The 17622-nt window shown below is 57.4% G+C and carries 18 protein-coding genes; 4 read left to right on the top strand and 14 right to left on the bottom strand.

All coding sequences use genetic code 11. The features are described 5' to 3' along the window. Positions 1-53: 53 nt before the first annotated feature. Complete coding sequence (locus ABJO75_RS16555) at positions 54-440, bottom strand: hypothetical protein (RefSeq protein ID WP_348127355.1); 387 nt, start codon at positions 438-440, stop codon at positions 54-56. 162 nt (positions 441-602) lie between these two features. Here ABJO75_RS16555 and ABJO75_RS16550 point away from each other — a divergent pair, with 162 nt between their 5' ends. Then, positions 603-1253, top strand: coding sequence for a carbonic anhydrase (locus ABJO75_RS16550; protein ID WP_348127319.1), 651 nt, complete (start codon positions 603-605; stop codon positions 1251-1253). Here the strand turns inward: ABJO75_RS16550 and ABJO75_RS16545 are convergent. The 3 genes from ABJO75_RS16545 to ABJO75_RS16535 form a co-directional block, all read right to left on the bottom strand. Next, the gene (locus tag ABJO75_RS16545; RefSeq protein ID WP_348127316.1) at positions 1250-2047 is read right to left on the bottom strand and encodes an alpha/beta hydrolase; all 798 of its coding nucleotides are present in this window, start codon (positions 2045-2047) and stop codon (positions 1250-1252) included. The genes ABJO75_RS16550 and ABJO75_RS16545 overlap by 4 nt on opposite strands. A gap of 97 nt (positions 2048-2144) precedes the next feature. After that, the gene (locus tag ABJO75_RS16540) at positions 2145-3167 is read right to left on the bottom strand and encodes an aspartate-semialdehyde dehydrogenase (protein WP_348127313.1); all 1023 of its coding nucleotides are present in this window, start codon (positions 3165-3167) and stop codon (positions 2145-2147) included. A gap of 82 nt (positions 3168-3249) precedes the next feature. Continuing rightward, entirely contained in the window at positions 3250-4422 is a 1173-nt protein-coding gene (locus tag ABJO75_RS16535; protein WP_348127310.1) for an MFS transporter, read from the bottom strand. A gap of 122 nt (positions 4423-4544) precedes the next feature. On the opposite strand from ABJO75_RS16535, the gene ABJO75_RS16530 reads away from it, so the two are divergent. Continuing rightward, positions 4545-5693, top strand: coding sequence for a DUF3095 domain-containing protein (locus tag ABJO75_RS16530; RefSeq protein WP_348127307.1), 1149 nt, complete (start codon positions 4545-4547; stop codon positions 5691-5693). Here ABJO75_RS16530 and ABJO75_RS16525 read toward each other — a convergent pair. The 4 genes from ABJO75_RS16525 to ABJO75_RS16510 all read right to left on the bottom strand — a co-directional run bounded on the left by ABJO75_RS16525 (position 5680) and on the right by ABJO75_RS16510 (position 9261). Continuing rightward, the gene (locus ABJO75_RS16525; protein WP_348127304.1) at positions 5680-6453 is read right to left on the bottom strand and encodes an HpcH/HpaI aldolase/citrate lyase family protein; all 774 of its coding nucleotides are present in this window, start codon (positions 6451-6453) and stop codon (positions 5680-5682) included. The two genes, ABJO75_RS16530 and ABJO75_RS16525, sit on opposite strands and share 14 nt — an antisense overlap. Before the next feature lie 10 nt (positions 6454-6463). Further along, positions 6464-7264: a 2-oxo-hept-4-ene-1,7-dioate hydratase gene (gene hpaH, locus ABJO75_RS16520; RefSeq protein WP_348127301.1), complete on the bottom strand. Its 801-nt coding sequence runs from the start codon at positions 7262-7264 to the stop codon at positions 6464-6466. A gap of 40 nt (positions 7265-7304) precedes the next feature. Then, on the bottom strand, positions 7305-8717 hold the full coding sequence (locus ABJO75_RS16515) for a pyridoxal-dependent decarboxylase (RefSeq protein WP_348127298.1): 1413 nt from the start codon (positions 8715-8717) through the stop codon (positions 7305-7307). Between the two features lie 148 nt (positions 8718-8865). Continuing rightward, positions 8866-9261, bottom strand: a complete 396-nt coding sequence (locus ABJO75_RS16510; protein ID WP_348127295.1) for a 5-carboxymethyl-2-hydroxymuconate isomerase — start codon at positions 9259-9261, stop codon at positions 8866-8868. 113 nt (positions 9262-9374) lie between these two features. Between ABJO75_RS16510 and hpaR the strand changes: the two genes are divergently transcribed. Continuing rightward, complete coding sequence (gene hpaR, locus ABJO75_RS16505; RefSeq protein ID WP_348127292.1) at positions 9375-9824, top strand: homoprotocatechuate degradation operon regulator HpaR; 450 nt, start codon at positions 9375-9377, stop codon at positions 9822-9824. A gap of 49 nt (positions 9825-9873) precedes the next feature. Here the strand turns inward: hpaR and ABJO75_RS16500 are convergent, their stop codons facing one another. After that, positions 9874-11286: a hypothetical protein gene (locus ABJO75_RS16500; RefSeq protein ID WP_348127290.1), complete on the bottom strand. Its 1413-nt coding sequence runs from the start codon at positions 11284-11286 to the stop codon at positions 9874-9876. Positions 11287-11309: 23 nt separating this feature from the next. Continuing rightward, positions 11310-11912, bottom strand: a complete 603-nt coding sequence (locus ABJO75_RS16495; protein ID WP_348127288.1) for a polysaccharide biosynthesis/export family protein — start codon at positions 11910-11912, stop codon at positions 11310-11312. 300 nt (positions 11913-12212) lie between these two features. Here ABJO75_RS16495 and ABJO75_RS16490 point away from each other — a divergent pair, with 300 nt between their 5' ends. After that, on the top strand, positions 12213-12422 hold the full coding sequence (locus tag ABJO75_RS16490) for a hypothetical protein (RefSeq protein ID WP_348127285.1): 210 nt from the start codon (positions 12213-12215) through the stop codon (positions 12420-12422). Positions 12423-12634: 212 nt separating this feature from the next. Here ABJO75_RS16490 and ABJO75_RS16485 read toward each other — a convergent pair whose 3' ends face one another. From ABJO75_RS16485 to ABJO75_RS16470, 4 genes are all read right to left on the bottom strand, one after another. After that, a complete protein-coding gene (locus tag ABJO75_RS16485; protein WP_348127283.1) occupies positions 12635-13735 on the bottom strand; it encodes a flagellar basal body P-ring protein FlgI in 1101 nt (366 codons plus the stop codon). Further along, positions 13732-14619: a flagellin gene (locus ABJO75_RS16480; protein ID WP_348127281.1), complete on the bottom strand. Its 888-nt coding sequence runs from the start codon at positions 14617-14619 to the stop codon at positions 13732-13734. The genes ABJO75_RS16485 and ABJO75_RS16480 overlap by 4 nt, the downstream gene beginning before the upstream one ends. A gap of 123 nt (positions 14620-14742) precedes the next feature. Beyond that, positions 14743-16182, bottom strand: a complete 1440-nt coding sequence (flgK, locus tag ABJO75_RS16475) for a flagellar hook-associated protein FlgK (protein WP_348127278.1) — start codon at positions 16180-16182, stop codon at positions 14743-14745. 47 nt (positions 16183-16229) lie between these two features. Next, positions 16230-17531, bottom strand: a complete 1302-nt coding sequence (locus tag ABJO75_RS16470; protein ID WP_348127275.1) for a flagellar hook-basal body complex protein — start codon at positions 17529-17531, stop codon at positions 16230-16232. Positions 17532-17622 lie beyond the last annotated feature (91 nt).

Here is a 17622-nt window from a genome sequence, read left to right as displayed (position 1 = left end):
TGGTCATGAAACTTGCGTCAGCCTAGCCACACAGCGCCGCTCTGCAAGCCCTGTCAAAGCGAAAGATCGCGCAAGTTCCACACGGCGGTCAGCGAGCGATCACCAAGGCGAATCAACCGGAAAAGCGTCGCCGCGCGGGCGGCATCGTCGCCATTGTCGATTGTCGCCGTTACGTCGGCTGCAACCCGCGTGATTTCACACATGCCGATCTGTTCCGAAATCGCGATCAATGATCGTGCGTTCTTGCGCAAATCTGCAATCTGTCCCTGTCGCCAACAACGCTCGCAATGCGCCAGACGCACGGCCAGTTCCTCTATCGCGCGGCAGACAACGTCTTCTGCCCCGGCTTCGCCCAATTGCACATACAGTGCATTCAGGCGGTCGCGATCCAGCCGAACGGTTTCGGCCGGAGTCAAAGTCGTAATCCTGTCCACTTTCATCACCCCAAAAAGTTTCGTTGCCCCCACGGCTTGGCCATCATTGCGGACACAGGTTTGCAAAAGGTTTCGGCCGCAGGGCGGAATGGCTCGAATTTGGCTAGATTTCCGGATAACTAGTGGGCAGAACACGGCAACTCATCGCCCAAGAACGAGGACAGATTCATGGAACTCGCCAAACCCTTGCCCGGTTATCTCGTGCAGCGCTATCACGGCTGGAAGGCCACATCCTATGCGGAGAACCGCAGTTGGTACCGCAAGCTGGCGACCGAGGGTCAGCGCCCACGCGCGATGGTCATTTCCTGTTGCGACAGTCGTGTTCATGTCACGTCGATCTTTGGCGCGGATCAGGGCGAGTTCTTTATTCACCGCAATATTGCAAACCTTGTTCCGCCCTTTGAGCCGGATGGCGATCACCACGGCACCAGCGCCACGGTCGAATATGCGGTCACGGTGCTGAAGGTTGTTCACCTGATCGTGCTTGGCCATTCACAATGCGGCGGCGTCGCCGGGTGTATTGATATGTGTCAGGGCAAGGCCCCCCAGATGGAAGCCAAGGAGAGCTTTGTCGGGCGCTGGATGGATATCCTCAAACCAAAATACGATCTGGTTGCGGATATCGCCGACCCGGCGGAGCAGGCAGGACAGTTGGAAAAGCAAGCCGTGATTACATCGCTGGAAAACCTGATGACCTTTCCATTCGTTTCCGATGCCGTATCCGAGGGTTCGCTCAGCCTGCACGGATTGTGGACCGAGATCGGCGAGGGTGGGCTGGAATGTTATGAGCCTGCCAAAGAGAAGTTTCTGCCAGTCTAGCGCTGAATTGTGCGCTCGATCAGGGCATTGACCTGATCGGGTGTTTCGATCGACGAAGAATGCCCTGCACCGCTGAACAGTGCCAGTTCCGATCCCTTGATTGCAGCGTGCAGGCGTTCTGATTTTTCGGGAATGGTGGCAACATCCTCGTCACCGACACCGATGCCGGTGGGAATGTCGATTCTGCCAAGAAGATCCGCGCACGCATCCCGCTCTATCACCCCCATGACCGCCCGAGTGATCCCGATGCGGTCATTCCCTGTGATTGCCTTTGCCCACTTCTTTCGCTCTTGCGCGCGGGAAGTGTCGTTCAGGAACGTCTGCCCGAACAGGATCGGCATGACACGGCCAATGACCGCCCACAGCCCGATCCAGCGCGCAACGAGGTTCAGCATCCGGTAGCGCGGCCCGTTTTCTTTTGGTTCAGGTTCGGCGGAGGTATCGAGCAGGGTCAGGGATCGGAGCAAATCAGGGTGATGCGCGGCCAGACGAAGGCCTACAAACCCTCCCATGCTCAGGCCGACGAAATGGCAGGGTGCCACGCCCAGATATTTGATCAGTGCCGCCGCGTCCGCAGTCAGCGTGTCGAGATCATAACCGTCTGGGGTAACGCCGCTTTGGCCCTGTCCCCGGTGATCGAAGGTGATACAGCGATAACGATCCTGAAAATGGGCGACCTGTGCCGAGTACATTGCCCCGCTAAAAAGCAACCCGTGTGAAAACACGATGGGTTCGCCATCGCCGCCGCTGTCGGTAAAGTGAATATGCGCGCCGTTCAGATCGACATGTGGCATGGTATTCTCCAGACAGGACCGGGTGCTGAATACCACGTTAGCGCGTTTGGTCGCCACTTGTGCAAATAACAGGGGCGGCCAAGGCCGCCCCGATCTGTCAGCCCTTTTTCAGGACCCGTGTTCCCAGCGTTTCGGCAATCTGAACCGCGTTCAACGCCGCGCCCTTGCGCAGGTTATCCGACACGCACCACAGGTTCAGACCATTGTCGATGGTGCTGTCCTGGCGGATGCGGCTGATGAATGTGGCATAGTCGCCCACACATTCCACTGGCGAGACGTATCCACCATCTTCGCGCTTGTCGATCACCATAATGCCGGGGGCTTCGCGCAGGATTTCGCGGGCCTCGTCTTCGTCGAGATGATCTTCGAACTCGATATTCACCGCTTCGGAATGGCCCACAAACACCGGCACCCGCACGCAGGTCGCCGTGACCTTGATGGACGGATCAATGATTTTCTTGGTTTCGGCGACCATCTTCCATTCTTCCTTGGTCGATCCGTCTTCCATGAATACGTCGATATGCGGGATCACGTTAAACGCGATCTGCTTGGTGAATTTCTTGGCGGGCTTGTCATCGACTGGATTATAGATGCTCTTGGTCTGATCCCACAGCTCGTCGATGCCTTCTTTGCCGGCGCCAGACACGGATTGATAGGTGCTGACCACCACACGCTTGATCCGCGCACGATCATGCAGGGGCTTGAGTGCAACAACCATCTGCGCTGTCGAGCAGTTCGGATTGGCGATGATGTTCTTTTTGGAATAGCCGGTAATCGCATCGGCATTCACCTCGGGCACGATCAACGGCACATCGGGATCATACCGATAGAGCGAGCTGTTATCGATCACGACACAGCCAGCGGCAGCCGCCTTGGGCGCATATATCTTGGTCGCTTCGGACCCTACGGCGAACAGAGCCATGTCCCAGCCGGTAAAGTCGAACGTATCCAGATCCTTTGTCTTCAGGGTCTTGTCGCCAAAGCTTACTTCGCTTCCCATCGATTTACGGCTTGCCAGTACGGCAATCTCGTCAACCGGGAACTGGCGCTCGGCCAGGATGTTCAGCATTTCTCGGCCCACATTGCCAGTGGCGCCGACGACGACGATACGATAACCCATCTTGTTTCTCCAGAATTTGCGCCGACACACAAGCCGGCTGCGGCCTCATAACGACAAAGCGCGCTGGGGAAAAGGGGGCTGGTCAATCCATGCTGTCGCGGCTGAACAGATAGGCGAGGGTGCCGACAAGCAGCATCAGGCCGAAAAAGCCGAAAATTGCGACATAGGCCTGCGTTGCGCCATCCGGGGCCATCTGTTGATGAATGCGACCCGATGCGAATTGGGCAAGCCCGGCACCGCCAATGCCAAAAAGGTTCATCAGGGTGACGCCACGCCCCACCAGATGTGGTGGAAAGAAACTGCGCCCATGGGCGATGATGACTGGGAAAGAGCCGCCAAGAAAGCCGATCAAGGCAATCAAGGCGACCGAGAGTACAACGCTTTTGTCGATCATTGCCACAAGCAGGCCAAGGGCAATCGCCGCGGCAAAGTTGCCGCAGAACACCACCCATTTGCGGGTTCGCAAGAGACGATCCAGAGGCCCATAGGTAAATGTGCCTGCAATCATCGCGACGCCCATGACCAATGTCGCCTGACCCACCTGCGCGGTGCCGAGGCCAAAGACATCGCTTAGGTAAGGACCGATCCAAAGACCACGCAGAGCAGCAGCAGGGGCATAGTTGACCAGCATCATCGGCAGGATGGCCCACATGACCGGCAGTTTCAGCAGCTCCAGAACAGACCCTTTTACGCCACCGGGCACGGCAACGGGATCGCGGACCAGCAAGAAAATACCAGCGGCTACGGCAACCGAAATGGCCGACAGTCCGACCAACGACCCGCGCCAGCCGATCAGTTCGACGGCCAGTGCCAACGGATAGGATGCAACCAGGTTGCCGACCGACCCCACCCCGAGCATGAGGGCCGCCAGAATGGCGAACCTTGCTGGCGGATATTCGCGCGCGAAAATGTAGTACGAGGCCATCAGCACCGGCGAACAACCCACGCCGATCAGCAGCATTGCCATCTTGATGTGAAACGGCGTGCTCGCCAGCGCAAAGATTGCGGCGCCGCCACCGCCCCCAAGTAAAAGCAGGACAGAAGCGGTACGCCTGGGGCCAAACCGGTCGAGCGCCCAGCCGACCGGTAGTTGCATTGCGGCGAAGGTGAGAAACCACAACCCCGAGGCCGCCGCCAGATCATCAGGTGCCGCTCCCGTGTCACGGGCCAGCACGGAGGTCAGCACTGCAAGAAAGGCGCGAAAAAACTGGCTCAGAACATAAGCGAGGCATAGAACGATCAACCCGGCCTGCATGTCATCCCCTCTTCCATATTCAGCGCGTGGGTGACATGACCGTGAACCTTGTGCAACCGTCATAGACACGAAGGCGACCGTACCTACATATTGAAGACTGATAAGGGCGGGGCAGTGAAGAAATGAGTGAGAATACCGGGTTTTACGAGAATCTGCCGCGCATCGCGCAGTTTGACGCGCTGACCGATCCGACAAGCTATTCGCCCATACCCGATGACTGGATGATCGCGACGGCGGACATCGTCGGTTCGACAAACCTGATCGCCGACGGCAAATACAAGCTGGTCAATATGATCGGGGCCTCGGTGATTTCGGCGCATATCAATGCGAGTGACGGTCAGGCCTTTCCCTATGTCTTTGGAGGTGATGGTGCCACGCTTGCGGTGGACCCGGCACATTCGGTCGCGTCGGCGGAGATACTGGGCGTCATCAAGCGATGGGCGGACGAGGAGTTCGGGGTTACTTTGCGCATCGCTCAGGTATCGGTCGCCGATGTGCGCGCTGCTGGTTTCGAAGTGTCGGTTGCCCGCTATCAGGTGTCCGATGGGATTGACTATGCAATGTTCAGCGGTGGTGGTCTGTCCTGGGCCGAAGCCAGGATGAAGGCTGGCGAGAATGCGCTTCCCGCTGCGTCGCCCGGCGCAATTCCCGATCTCGAAGGCTTGTCTTGCCGTTGGAGCAATGCAACCGCAAAGAACGGGTGCATCCTGTCGATTGTGGTAGAGCCTGTGCCGGGTCTGTTAGGGACAGAATTCGATAGAGTGGCGCGTGAGATCGTGCAACTTGCCGAGCGGCTGAACCGCAGCGGCCACCCACTGCCGCCGGACGGCCCGGGCCTGCAATTTCCGCCGCCGGGATTGAACCTCGAAGCGCATGTTTCAAGGGGTAAGACATCGATTTTTCGCCGCAGTTTGGAATTGCTTGTTGAGAATGCCATTGCTTGGGTCTTTTTCAAGGCGGGCCTCAAGACCGGGGATTTTGAACCGGCGCAGTACAAGGCGATGGTAAGCACCAATGCGGATTTCCGCAAATTCGACGACGGGCTGAAGATGACTCTGGATTGTGACGCTGACACGCAGAACCAGATTCTTGCCGTTCTGGAGGCTGCCAAAGCGGATGGAATCCTGCAGTTTGGCCTTGTCGAGCAAGACGCAGCGATGATCACCTGCTTTGTGCCGTCGATCCATCAGGACGACCATATCCATCTGGTCGACGGCGCCTCCGGCGGCTACGCAAAGGCAGCCGCGCAGATGAAATCTAGGTCTGCTTGATCCAGCGTTTCGCCGTCGCCTGCGCCGCTTTGGACAGGGTGATGACGTCGATTGCCACGGCGACGAACCTTGCACCGGCGGCCACATAGCTTTCGGCCATCTCTTCCGACAGAGACAGGATCCCCGGCACCTTGCCCGAAGCGGCGATCTTGCCCAGCGTTTCGACGATCGCGCCGTGGACCTCAGGGTGCCCCGGATTTCCGGGATGGCCCATATCGGCAGCCAGATCGGCGGGGCCAATAAACACACAGTCCACGCCGTCGACCGCGAGGATATCATCCAAGGCCGACAGCCCGGCGCGGCTTTCGACCTGCAGGATCAGTGCAATCTGATCATCGGCGGTCTGCATGTAATCTTCGATTGTCGAAAATCGCGAAGACCGAGTGCTGGTCGCACCGACACCGCGTATCCCGTTGGGCGGATAGGTACAGGCCCGCACCATCAGTTCCGCCTGTTCACCGCTTTCCACCATTGGCACAAGGATGGACTGCGCCCCGACATCCAGCATCTGCTTGATGATCCACGGTTCGCCCACCGGGACCCGTACGACCGACGGAGAGGGGCTGGCCTGCAGGGCGATCAACTGGTCGCGGATCGAACGTAAGTCGTTTGGCGAATGTTCACTGTCGATCACCAGCCAGTCAAAGCCGGCGGTTCCCATGACCTCTGTAGTGGCGGCTTCGGCAAAGCAGAGCCAGCAGCCGAATGTGGTGTCACCGGCCTGAAAGCGCTGTTTGAGTTTATTGGTGGGTGCGGGCATGGGGTGTCCTTTAGTCAAATGTGATCTGAACGGACCCGAACGGGCCGAAATCGGCGTGAATATCAGCCCCCGACGGGGCTTCGAGCGGGCGGATGAACGATCCGGACAGAACAATATCGCCCGCATCAATGGATTGTCCATGCTCGGCAAGCCGTCGAGCGAGCCACAGCACTGAGGTCACTGGATCGTTCAGAACGCCAGCCCCTAACCCGGTTTCCTCGACTACCCCGTCGCGGGAGACGATTGCGCCGACCCATCGCAGGTCATGGGCGTTGATCTTGTGCGTTTCGGTGCTCAGAACGATTCCCGCATTGGCCGCATTGTCCGATATCGTATCCGTGATGACGCGTGGTTGGCCCGTCTTTGGGTCGGCACGCAGAACGCGGGTGTCGAGGATTTCGAGCGCAGGGACAACATGGTCGGTTGCAGCGATCACATCGTCGCGGGTGCAATCCGCGCCACTGAGTGGGGCCGCCATGACAAAGGCGATTTCGGCTTCGATCCGGGGCTGGATAAAGCGACCCTTGGCCACGTGATCGCCGGACCGAAACAGCATATCGTCGAGCAGAATTCCACTGTCGGGCGTGGTGATGTTCAGCGCCTGCTGCATGGCGCGGCTTGTCAGGCCGATTTTCCAGCCGATCTTGTGACGCCCCTCTGCATACTTGGCCGCAATCAGCGCGGCCTGCACGGCATAGGCGTCATCAAGTGTCATGCCCGGATGGCGCAGCGACAAAAGCCCGATCTGTTGGCCGGTACGGTCAGCCTCCAACAGGGCGGCGGCGGCTTGGGATATATCTTCCGGGGTCATGATCGGCACTCGAAACCAATCAATGCTCTAGGTGTTCGCTTCATGTCAGTACCGCTGCGATTTCGGTGATCACGTCATAGGCCATCATCACATCCTCTTCGGTTGTCTCGAATTGGCCGGCCTGAAACCGGATTACCAGATCACCATCAACCCGTGTCTGCGTCAGGTAGATGCGACCATCATCGTTGATCGCGTTGACCAGCCGGAGGTTCAGATCGTCAAGATCGCTGACCCCATCGGGCGCATAGCGAAACGTGAACAGCGACCACATCCGCGTCGTGGTGATCTTGAAATCGGGGGTCGCCGCCAGTTTGTCATGCAGATTGGCCGACCAGGCAACATGGTTGCGCAAGCGGCTTCGCAGCCCCTCCAACCCATAGGCGCGCAGCAGGAACCAGACTTTGAGCGCGCGGAACCGACGACCCAATGGAACCGACCATTCGGAATAGTTGATGATCCCATCATGGCCGTGGGTCTTGAGATATTCAGGCTGAATTGCCAGCGTTCGCACGAGGTCTTCGGGGTTTCGCAGGAAATGCGCCGAGCAATCAAACTGCACGCCGAGCCATTTGTGCGGATTGAACACGATGCTGTCGGCGCGTTCAATGCCGGGCCAGTAGTGCCGGAATTCGGGGCATATCATCGCCGAGCCGGCCCAAGCTGCATCAACGTGCGTATAGAGACCGTGGCGTGCGGCGACGTCCAGACAGGCATCAACAGGATCGGTCGCACCGGTGCCGGTGCCGCCGACGCAAAGAATCACGCCAGCCGGAGTCAGCCCGGCGTCTTTGTCCGCGCGAATGGCGGCGTCGAGCGCGTCGGGGTCCATGCCGCGCCAGTCGCCCTTGATCGGAACGCGCACAAGATTGTCCTGCCCTATGCCGGAAACCCAGATCGCACGGTCGACCGAGGTGTGAACTTCGGCCGAGCAATAGACCCTGAGTTGCGGATTTCCCGCCAGCCCTGCGGTGTTGCCCGTCCAGTTCAGCGCCTTTTCCCGCATTGTCAACACCGCGGCTAGGGTTGCCGAACTTGCGCTGTCCTGAATAACACCTGCGAACCCATCGGGCAGATCAAGTGACTGACGCAGCCAGTCCATCATCCGGGTTTCCATCTCGGTCGCGGCAGGGGACGTTTGCCAAAGCATGCATTGCGGCGCGATGGCGCTGACCAGAAACTCCGCAAGTACCGAAGGGGCGGCGGCGTTTGAGTTGAAATAGGCAAAAAAGCGAGGGTGCTGCCAGTGCGTGATCCCCGGCATCACGATGTCCTCGAAATCGCGGAATACGTCTTCCATGTCTTCGGGGGTATCTGGCGGCGCAGCGGGCAGCGCGTCCAGAATGTCGCCTGGTTTGGTTTGAGCCCGGACCGGTCGATCACCGACGGTCAGGTGGTAGTCTTGCGCCCAGTCCGAAACGCGACGGCCCCATGATCCGAATTCATCCCAGTTCATCGCGTGACAATCCCTTGAAAATTTCTGAGGCGAGATGCGAGGCTTGCCACTCCAAACGAGTTAATGTCCAAATCATAGTTTGATCGTGAAAGGTCCGGCTCGCTAGCAAGCATGAACGTATCTCCTTCGTGGGTCGAGAGAAGGCTGGTCACGACGCATCACCTGATGCCAGATGATCGCGGATGGTACCGTATTTGGGTGAGAGATCAGGATCGATATCACGCATTTCAAACGACAGGGCGACGGAGTGCTGGGCAAATGCTGGCGCAAGAAACGCCTTCGCGGTTTCAAACAGGGTTTGTGTTGCCGCTTTGCGGGTGGCCAGATCGCGACCAGCACGCAGGCGAACCGAAATGTCGATATAGCCGTGTTCGGTCGCGCCATCCGCGATCGAGACGTGATCGGCACGGAATGCGCGCACGCGTATACCCGGCATCGGGAGCACGCCTGTTTCTATGGCCGACCTTCGCAGCGCGTCGCAAAAAGCCGCCATGTCCACGCGGTCTTCCATGTTCGCCGAATAGTCGACCATCAGATGCGGCATAGGTCTCCTCCTCATATTTAGTTAACATGTCAAATAATATTGCTGAGATGTCAAGCGTTTTACTCATGTAATCTTGGATTGCGCTTGGCTGCATTGAAAGGCACAACAACAGAATGACATCAAAACACCCCAAGACTTCGCGCGCTCTTCCCATTGCTCTGCTGCGTGCCCGTGAACGGGTCATGGGCCCAATTCGGGACATGCTATCGGGAGCGGGTATCACTGAGCAACAGTGGCGTGTGCTCCGGGTTCTCGAGGAAGACGGCCCGATGGAGCCGACGCGGATTGCGGAACTGGCCTGTCTACTGCTTCCGAGCCTGACCCGGATTTTGCAGAAACTTGAAGACAAGGCACTGATCACGCGTAGGCAGGACGAAGATGACAAGCGCAAACAGGTCGTGCAAATCTCCAAAACAGGCGAGGCACTGATCGTTGCCCATCTTCCGGCAAGCTTGGCAGTGCTGGAGCAGACAAAGGCGCAAATAGGTGCCGAACGCTATGAAGCGTTGCTGGATTTGCTGAATGCGGTCGAAGCCGCGGAGGCGGCCGACGAAACGGACTAACTCCTACGAGTTTCCGGCTGGGTTCCTTGACCTCTGCCGAGCATCAACGTCAAAAATCGAAATTGCGTCCGATGCCAAAGAACACCGCAGTGGCGTCGGCTTCTCCAATCGCATCTTCCTCCAGCGATCTGAAGGCAACCCCGGTGTTAAAGCTCCAGTTTTCGTTCAGATCGCGATTATAGGCGAGCACGAGGGCGGCGCGCTCGGTCGCTTCTTCACCATCGGCTGCTTCGGTGTAGGACATGGAAAGATCGACAGACAGGCTGGAAACCTGATTGATCTCGTGGCTGTAACCAGCAACCAACAGATTGGTCAGGCGGTCTTCATCGCTGCTGTCTGTATAAACAGCGCGGTCCAACAACAGCGTGAATGTACTGGACGGAAGCTCGTGGACCCAGTTGAGACCACCGATTAACTGCGCATCGGACTCATCGAGCTTTGTCACGCCGATATTACCCGACAGGCTGCCCCTTGGCAGCGCCAGCGAACGGGCCATCAGAAAGGTGCCGCGCTGACCATCCTGGTTTTGAATAACGTCAACGCCCACATTGAACGTTCCGTTGGGCATTTCCGTATCATAGTCGATACCGCCACTCGGGCCATCTACAGTCGTTGTCGAGCGTACACCGGTTACCAGATCTGTCTCGGTGCTATCGACGCTGGAGTAGCCAGCGCTGAACGTCAGCGTCGAAATGTTCGACAAATCGCGGATAAAGCCGGCCTGAACCGTACTTGTTTCGCGCTCGGTATCGGCCGCGTCAGCACTGGAATACTTCCAGTAGGAAAGATCGAGTGTGGCGGTGGTTACGGGGTTGAACCGGAACAGACCGGTGAGGCCGAGACTGGTGTTATCGTAGTCGGCGAGATCGCTATCCGTGGCATCGATATAGTTGGTGCCGCTGGTGTTTGCCCGTAACCGCAAACCGAAAGGATCATTCAGCCCTGTTTCGAGAACCGCACCAACATTGTACGCGCGCCGTTCGCCGGACCCGCGGATGTCGGAAAAATCAGCAGGGGGCGTGACAACGCCATCCGAGTCCAGAAATGTCCAAAGCGGTTGAGCCAAGGAAATATCGGTTTGCTGGTAGTCTGCATCAAAAGAGAAAAGCGCATTGGCGCCTTCGCGACTATAGCGAAAGGCGACCAGCGGATCGACAAATCCGGTCTTCATGCTGTTGCCTTCAGCGATGTTGCCGAAACGAAGGCCAGCCCCGATCGCAAGTGACAATTGCTGTGTCGCTGTTTCGCTTTGCAACCCATAGGTCAGGCGCGTGGTGGACAGCGACGTGCGCCCTTCACTTGGGTTTTCAAGGCCAAGGTTGTCGCCGGCAATAAAGTTTTGTTCGACCCTGAGCCGCTGGCGAAAACTCTCGTACTCTTCTTCGTCCTGCGCCATGGCCGGAAAAACAGTAAAAACTGCCAGACCGCCCATTGCGGCATTTCGTATAAGACGCTTGCTCAACACTGCCCCCTTGAACGGGTTTCTTACTCGAACAGTCGGCGTTGCGGCGCGATAATGACGTCACCCTCTCGCAAAACCGGGGTGTTCAAACTGGATTTTCCATCCATGATTGCTTTCACATTGAAAGTATAAACCTGCATCCTGCCGTCTGCACCGGGCCGACGCAGCTGCATACGCTTGGTCGCGCCAAATCTGGTGACGCCGCCGCTCTGTGCCAACGCCTGTAGAAATGTCGTGCCACGTTCAACCTCGACTGTTCCGGGCGTGGCAACTTCACCAAGCATATAGATCGTCAGAGTTTCGTCTTCATCTTCTTCGTCCTCTGCGACACTGGACAGTGACACGTAGACCGTCGGATCGGAGGCAAAATTTGGCCGGAGCCGGTTCACAAGATCACTGCGGACTTCATCGACGCTGCGCCCTCTGACCCGAACCGAACCGACAAGCGGCACCGAGACGCGACCGTCAGGCAAAACGATGCTATCTCCGTTGAGACTTGAATCCTCAAGAACCTCGATCCGCAAAACGTCTCCGGATCTGATCTTGTAAGAGCTTTGCGCCACAGCCTGCGAAGCCAGAAGCGGCAGTACCAGTACAGAAACAATAAGTGCTATGAACCGTTGCATGTCGGGCTTTCTCTGATAGGTGCGTCTGCGTCGACCCAATGAGTATTTGGGCTTTTTTGGCATATCTTCCTTTGAACCTATGCAGTTTTCAAGTCTGCCCGCTGTTGTGGCAAACTCAAGTTTTGTTCGTGCTGATCGTGCAACAGGTCAATGTTCGACGGCGAGGGCAGGAACTTGGCGGCTTTTTCGAAGCTTTCAGATGGTCCGCATGCAAGTTTTCCGGTTGAACACATCAGGCAATGCACCTATAGGTAGAGCGCGCCAATCTTGCGTGGATTGGAATCATGCCAGGAAAGAGCGATGTTCATCGGTTTCATCATTCTGGGGTCTATCGGGGGGTCGTTTGGCGCTTTGGTCGCCCTGCTGCTCGGTGCTTCGCCGATGCTTATCGCCTTGAGCTATTCCCTGACGGGAACACTTTCCGCTCTGATCTTGTCATTGTTCTTTGTGATCGTCTCGGAGGGACGCACCCACCACAACGGGCGTACCATCGCCAAGCAGAGCTATTGATCTAAAGGCATTAGCGCTTTCTGGAATCGACTCTCTATGGTGCGACGCGGAGCTTTGACTGTTCAAGCCGATAAGCGTTCTTGGTTCGTAGGCTGCTTGTCGAATTCGCGTACTATGTCCGCCTACAATCGCGGGCGTCGTTTTGACGTAGAACTGGTGCTAGACAGACCCGGTGATGAAAACGATTAGAACTGCGCGCTGCGTATTCACACTCAGCGCACAACGAATTCTGCGTGCAGCGCCCCTGCTGCTTTCAAACTCTTCAGGATATCAATCATATCGCGTGGCGATACTCCTAATGCGTTCAGCCCGGCGACGACCTCAGACAGCGACGTTCCTTCGGGAACTTCGGCGAGGGCAATGCCTTCGTCGTCCTCGATTGCCGCCCCGGTGCGTGGCACCACGACAGTTGCACCATTAGCAAACGGATTGGGTTGCACGACGGCTGGCGTTTCTTCGATGCGCAGCGTGAGATTCCCTTGCGAAACGGCAACGCGCGATAGGCGAACATCACTGCCCATCACGATGGTTCCAGACCGTTGGTCAACAACGACACGCGCTTTCAACTGAGGTTCGACCAGAATGTTTTCTACCCGACCAATAGCGTGGGCGGTAGACGACATGCGTGTTGCGGCGATGTCCAGTTCGACTGTTCCTGAGTCTCGCATCACCGCGACCGTCCGACGAAATTCGCGGTTGATGGCGGTTTCGATACGCCCGGCGGTGGTGAAATCCGGCTCGCGAAGGGCCAAGCGCATGCTTGAGAGCGTCGACAGATCAAAATCGATCTCGCGTTCGACCCGTGCCCCTGACGGAATGACACCGGCGGTTGGAACACCCTGTGTTACCGACGCCGCCTCACCTTCTGCGACGGCACCGCCCGCCAGAATGGTCCCCTGAGCAACGGCGTAAATCTGCCCATCTGCGGCATTGAGCGGGGTCATGATCAGAGTGCCTCCGAGCAGGCTATCGGAATCGCCGATGGCAGAGACCATCACATCGATTTGTCCCCCGACACGTGCAAATGGCGGCAAACTCGCGGTCACGATCACGGCGGCCACGTTCTTGGGGCGAAGCTGTTCACCCGTCACGTTGACGCCCAGGCGTTCAAGAATGTTGGACATGATTTCTTCGGTGAAGGGCGAGTTTCGCAGACCGTCGCCCGTACCGTTCAAGCCGACGACCAAGCCATATCCGACGAGATCGTTACCTCGAACGCCATCAAACTCAACAAGATCCTTCAGCCGGATCGCATTGGCTTGCACCGTTATCGGCAGCAACAAGCACAGGAACAATATTCGAAATAGAGTCATGATAGGAAGTTCAACAGCGAGAGATTGGCGGAACGCACCGTGACGGTGTAGAGACTCTCAAGCTGGAACTGTGCCTCTTCCAGCTTGGTTGCGGTTTCAAACGGGTCAGCTTCGAGCAACGCTGATCTGGAATATTGGAGACTGGTGCGGGCGGCAGTATTGCGCGTCGAGATTTCCTCGATGCGAGCCTCGGCAAAGCCAAGGTCTGCGCGCACACCGGTCAAACTATCCTGATTTGCAAGCATGCCATTGCTTGCCGATTGAAACAGGTCGTCCTGTGTCGGCCGATCAAACCCCAAACCGGGATCGCCGGCCAGCGCCGCAAGCGCCATATCCCGCAGCGTGTCACGAAACACCGGGTCCTGCGCCGTGAGTGCCAATGATACTTCCTCACCGGCACCAATCTGTATAGGGGCAAGCACATCATCTGACCCAACGTACATGACGGTTTCAAAGCCCGCAGGATCTGCGAACCAGGCATCAACAGCGGTTTCGACATCGCCTGCAGAGGTCAGTCCGGTCACCAGGGTTCTGAGTTCGGTCATGAGTGTGTCGGCACTTTCGAGCGGCGGGCGGTCCGTTGCAGTCCCGCCGAACATGCTCCGGCCTCCGACGGATGCGTTTAATGCAGATATAACAGACGCGATATCTCCCTCGGCGCGTTCTGCCAGATGCCCACGCAATGCATCGGTGCTGGTTGCATCGAATGTCATCAAGGAACTGCTGAGAGACGCCGAAAGGTCATGGAGGCGCTCAAGGCTGGTCTGCGCGGCACTTGAAAACAATGCCGCCTCGCTTGCCGCGATTGCGTAGCCATCCAACTTTGCAAGATTTCGGTCGATATCCGTCAGATAGGAATAGTCGCCGCCTAACCGGTCGGACACGTCGGATACCTGACCAGAGCTCAATTCCTGAGATAGCTTGGATATTTCCTGACTAAGCTCCACACTTCGTTGCCGAAGCATGATTGAATTCGCGAGGTCACCAATGGATGTCATGTTCATTTGTCAAAGCCTCAGAAGCGTTTCCATCATTTCGTCGATTGTCTGAATCATTTTCGCGTTGGCCGCATAGGCCCGTTCGACAATCATCAACTGCTGCAGCTCGGCGTCTGTATCGACACCCTGCGCGGCTTCGATCCGGGCCATCTCGGTCTGGTTGGCTGACGCAAAGGTAAGAATGCCGTTGGCCCTGTCACTGTTCAGTGCAACGCGAGACGTCAGATCGGAAACAATGTCTGCAGCGCTCGCCAGTCCGGTGCCAAAGACGGATGTTCCGGTCGCGCGCCCTTCTTCCAGGATCGCTGTAAAGGCCTGCAACTGGCGGGCGTCACCACTCTCTCCGGCATCGGTAGCCCCGAGGCCAGCGCGCAGTCGCCAGCTTTCGCCACCTTCAGTTGGATCGACCAAATCATTCAGGCTAAGCCGGTTGGCGACACCGGTTTCGTTTGTCGGATCAAACGTCGAACCTGCATCCGTGAAGAGACCGGGTTCGCCGGCGGCCGTCGTTGGATCAAGCGTGACTGTTTCGAACCGTTCGATCAGGTCCTGTGCCATTGCATCGAGTTCAGCTTGTGCCGAGACGGCCGCGTCATCCCTGATCTGAAAGTTCGCCGCGAGCGTTCCGCCAGCAATAGCGCGTTCTGAGACGGAGATGCCATTGATCGTGAGCCCGGACAGACCGCCACCCGACAAAGTCATTTCGGGGACCGTATCGCTGGCTGGCGAGAAACCGAGTTCGGCTGCAGGCCCGTCGATCAGGATCGCACCACCATCCGTATAAAGCGCAATTTGACCGTAGTCCCGCTCGACCACGTTGATCGGGATGATCGTGTTGATTTGGTCCAAAAGCGATTGGCGCTGGTCCTGCAAGGCCGAGATATCCCCCCCGGTCGAGAGGGTCGACGTGATCCGGGCATTGAGTTTTTGCACATTGCCCAGTGTTTGGTTGAGCTGTTCGACCTGTGTTCCAATCGATGTATCCGCTTGGGTTCGCATGCTCCGCAACCCTTCGGCTGCGTCATTGATTGCGGTAACCACGTCATTTGCCGCATACGAAACCGCATCCAGCCGTTGTGTCGACTCCGGGCTGCTGGCGGCTGTGATCAGGCTGCTTTCGAACTCTGCGAGCCGCATGCTGAGAGAACTTGTATCCGTTCCCGTCCCGACCAGCGATTCCAGTCGGGAGTAGAAATCGGACAATACCTGTGCATTGCCCTGCTCGGCATCCGCGCTGCGACGGTCTGACAGGATGACCGGATCGCTATGACGATGCACGCCGACGACCTGGACCCCTGGCCCGGTTTCTGCAGCGGACGAAAGCTCCAGAGAACGGCGTGCATAGCCGGGCGTCATGACGTTTGCGAGGTTGTCCGAGACGATCCCCGATGCGCGGCTCGCGGCCGTGAGGCCCGACAGCGCACTGTTCAGCGCTGATGAAATACTCATGTCTGCGGCTCCTGTTTCTGTGCTTCAGTTGCGCCTTAACCAGTCTGTCAGCGTTTGATATTGGTGGTTTCCTGAAGCATTTCGTCGACTGTCTGGATGACCTTGGCATTCGAGGAATAAGCGCGCTGGGTCCGGATCATTGATGTGAGTTCGCTCGCCACATCGGTCGTAGATTCTTCGCGCGCATACGCGACAATCTCACCCGTCGGACCGTCCCCCGCGTCCCACATGAAGTACAATCCACTATCCGGAGATGGCATGTAGGTCTGCTGATCCAGCGAAATCATGCCATTGGGATTGGGCATATCCACCAGTGGAATCTGAAAGATAGTCCGCGCCGCGCCATTGTCGAACTGTGCGCGTACGATGCCATTTGAATCGATTTCTACGCCGGTCATGTTGCCGACGGGAAATCCGTCTTTCTCAATCGAGATGGGCGCAAATGTATCTGACAGTTGTGAAAGTCCACCCTCAAGTCCAGGTCCACCGATGGTGATTTCGATCGGGCCACCGTCTACATTGACGATCAAACTGCCGGTGGTTGGATCATATGCGCCACCTGACGTAGTCGCAACTGAAGCCAGTGTACCGCCGTTGGCGCGGGAATCGTCAAAGGTCAGGACATATTCCCCGATCACTGCGTTGTCTGATGCGGTATCTCGAAGCACCATGGTCCATTCATTTGAGTCACCAGCAGCCGGTACTGTTGGCGTCATGGTGATGGAAAGGCTCTCGGATGTGCCGGTATTGTCAAAATATTCGATAGAAACCGACTGCACCGTGCCGTCCGAAGCGGCGTTGGTGTCGGTTGCTGGCAGGTTCAGGCTGACGTCTATGCTCGTCGTTGGTTCGCCCGTCACCTCGTTGACCAGCAGTTGAACTGGCTCCAGACCATCGGGGGTGTCCCTCGGATAGCTGGGGATCGTACCGTCCGGCGACGCCGGCCAACCCAGCAGGACCAGCCCGGATTCCGATGTCAGATAACCTTGTTTGTCTGCGCGAAACGAGCCGGTTGTGGTCAGCATCATGGTCTGATCACCATCGCCACTGTTCACGTCGGCATAGGACGCAACGGGCAGCATCCCGCGCCCGCGTACCGCCAGATCGGTCGAGTTGGAGGTGGAAACCAGAGGACCCTGTTCATCGATCATGCGTTGGGTCGTGGCCCGGACGCCGCCTGCGGAGTAGGAGCCGCCTGACGAGGAGATGACCATCGAATGGAAATCTGATTCGACCCGCTTGTAGCCGTAGGTCGATGAGTTGGCGATGTTGTCGGAAATCGACGCCAGTCGGGTAGAGTTCGCGGATAGCCCCGCGATTCCCGCGTTAAGCGAAGAGGAAATGGTCATAAGCGCGCCTTTCTGCTGCATCAATCTCTGATGAGGCAACAGCTACGCGCGCCGACTTAACATCGCGCTAACAGGTAAAATCCGCTCTAAA

Source organism: Sedimentitalea sp., assembly GCF_039973035.1.
Classification (GTDB): Bacteria; Pseudomonadota; Alphaproteobacteria; order Rhodobacterales; family Rhodobacteraceae; genus Sedimentitalea.
Note: the sequence above shows the minus strand (reverse complement) of the source record. Positions and strands in the feature narration are given on the sequence as shown.